Origin of the sequence: Microcystis sp. M49636_WE2 (assembly GCF_030065375.1) — a bacterium.
GTDB lineage: Bacteria > Cyanobacteriota > Cyanobacteriia > Cyanobacteriales > Microcystaceae > Microcystis > Microcystis aeruginosa_C.
In genome coordinates, this window is sequence record NZ_JASJFG010001066.1 from 1 (window position 1) to 2,427 (window position 2,427).

General features: G+C 36.8%; 3 protein-coding genes. 1 reads left to right on the forward strand and 2 read right to left on the reverse strand.

The features are described 5' to 3' along the window. Positions 1-235 precede the first annotated feature (235 nt). Together PX484_RS24745 and PX484_RS24750 are read right to left on the reverse strand one after the other, a co-directional pair. Complete coding sequence (locus PX484_RS24745; protein ID WP_002732232.1) at positions 236-544, reverse strand: DUF4926 domain-containing protein; 309 nt, start codon at positions 542-544, stop codon at positions 236-238. Continuing rightward, on the reverse strand, positions 541-891 hold the full coding sequence (locus PX484_RS24750; RefSeq protein ID WP_104395420.1) for a DUF6883 domain-containing protein: 351 nt from the start codon (positions 889-891) through the stop codon (positions 541-543). The genes PX484_RS24745 and PX484_RS24750 overlap by 4 nt, the downstream gene beginning before the upstream one ends. 730 nt (positions 892-1,621) lie before the next feature. Here PX484_RS24750 and PX484_RS24755 point away from each other — a divergent pair. Further along, the coding region (locus tag PX484_RS24755; RefSeq protein WP_353853264.1) for an AAA family ATPase at positions 1,622-2,427 on the forward strand (806 nt) is incomplete at its 3' end.

The window sequence follows — 2,427 nt, forward strand, 5'->3', positions numbered from 1 at the left end:
GATATTTTCTAGGTGTCGATAGCCTTGAATAGAGGTTCCTTTTAGGTTCAAAAATTTATCAACTATCATAAGTAAAATAATCTCGTTTTTGGCGATTATATCAAATCTTAACTCTATTGTCTATCTTTGTGGCCTTAACTTGTTTGTGCCTTAAGTCCTTCCCTATATGAATTTTAGCTTTTATTTTAAGTTAATTATTTGCATAACAATTCTGGAATAGCCTATTTTTCCGATTTTATTGATACAAAGAGCGGGTGAAATCTAAAACTTTTTGTTGCTTTTCTTTGGGTAATTTATCGATTAAAGCTGTTAGCTTTTCTGTTAAAGATAACCAAGTTTTGTTCTGAGCTTTCCAGATGACAATAAATTGCTGCATTGGGAGAGAACAAAGGGCTATAGTTTCCCCTAGATCATTACTAAATTCAATTTCGTAACAACCATCATTGTAGTCTTCAACAATTGTCCCTTGTTCTCCCATTATTAAGTTATGTTCAGGCAAGTCAACTAATAATTCCACAAGGTCAAATAATTCTGGTTTAATCATGGTTTTTTTCTCACATATAAAGTTACTAATTTAGCTGTATCACTATCAGGCTCAACAATCCATCCAGTCCTCACTATTTCTTGTTGCCCTGGTTCAATTCCTGTAATTTCTAGGTCAACTTGATAGCGTTTGCCATGTCGATCTGTACTTTGATAAACAGCTTTTGCTTCAAGGGATTTGTTAGCGATTTGTTGTAGAAGTGGCTCATAATTATCTTGAGTATATCCTAAGTGGCGTTGAAACATGATGGCTTTATTTAATCCTTTTGGATTGTCTAAATTGAGAGCATATTGGGTTAATTTTCTAGAATCTATTTTGACTTTGTTGACAATATCTTTTAATTTCATTGGAATTAAGACGATTATTAATTTTGACTTTGCCTCTAGTTTCATATTTCATAAGGGAGCATCTCACCCTTGCAATAAGTAGAAATGCTTAATGAGATCAATAAAAAAGTTAAAAAAGGCAACCATTTAGCTCTGTACTTTACCCGTACAAAAATACTAGCTATGGCTAAAAGTCTTACAGAGCCTGAGTTAAAGCCATATAATACCAATGAGCTACTGAACACAAAATCCTGAAGTCTTTACGCAGATAGGGTTTGAGGCAAAAATTTTCCAATTTGACCTTTCGACCATTATAGCTTGTTTCGGGGCAGAAAACCAGCAAAAACATGGCTACAGAGGGAATTGCTTACTCTAGAGATTAATGACATCATCTGTGATCATAAGGTTAGCGATCACTATAAAGCCAACTCCACAGAATCGCTCTACTCTAGATACAGTCAACGGTACAGCCATTTTCAAGGGGAAAATGTACCCAGTAGCGTCTTTTCAATTTTTTCTGAGAAGCGACCTGCAGTAAGGGTAAGGGTTCCGCCCCAATGCCAATAAACAGCGATCTTATCTCCCCAAGCCTAGATTATACTGTTCGGATATGCCCTGCCCTACAGTTTGAGTTTTCAAGCTTATGGGTGCTAGTTTTCGGTACTTGTTAGAGTCTATAAGCTGCGCTGGTATTGGAACTTTTAGTACAAATGCTCAAACTGCACCAGTCAAGATTTAATGGGTGAAAAGTATGTTAACATCGCTGACTCTTCGGAATTTCAAAAGCTATCAGGAGGCAACCTTGTCTCTAGCACCCATAACCTTTTTAATCGGTGCTAATGCGTCAGGTAAAAGTAATACACTAGAAGCAATTCGCTTACTTTCGTGGTTAGCGAAAGGCAGCAGGTTAGATGACATTGAACGCAACATTCAAAGCGGGAATGCAATTGCTCGTGGACAAGCGATCGATCTTTTCGGTGCAGAAAAACAGTATTTTACCTTGGGAACACACATTGATAACGCTCCTGACGGTTGGACTGATTTCGAGATTGAAATTGGGCTATTATCAGACCAACTTATTATAATCGGAGAAAGTGTCAGTAAAGCTAGTAAAGATCAGGAATTAACACTTTACAAAATTGATGGCGATCCCAACTCACACACCGATGAAATTAGGGTGATGTATAACAATTTTAAGACAGGTAAAAATAAGCCTCATATACCTTGTTCTAACCGACAAGCTATTTTTTATCAATTGGAAACTCCCAGTCGGTTCCAGCAAAGTCATACTCAATCACAAAAAATTATTCCAGCAGTTACTAAAGTAATTCGAGAAACCTTGAGAAATATTGTCTTTCTTGATCCTCGTCCAGCAGTAATGCGGGATTATGCTTACGCTAAAGATGATGATATTAAAGAAGATGGCTCTAACCTTTCTAGTGTTCTTTACGCAGTTTGTCAGCAGGGAGAGACTCAAAAAAACAAGTTGCTTGACTTCATTCGTTCATTACCAGAACAGGATATTACCGATATTCGCTTTATCATTACAGACCGCAA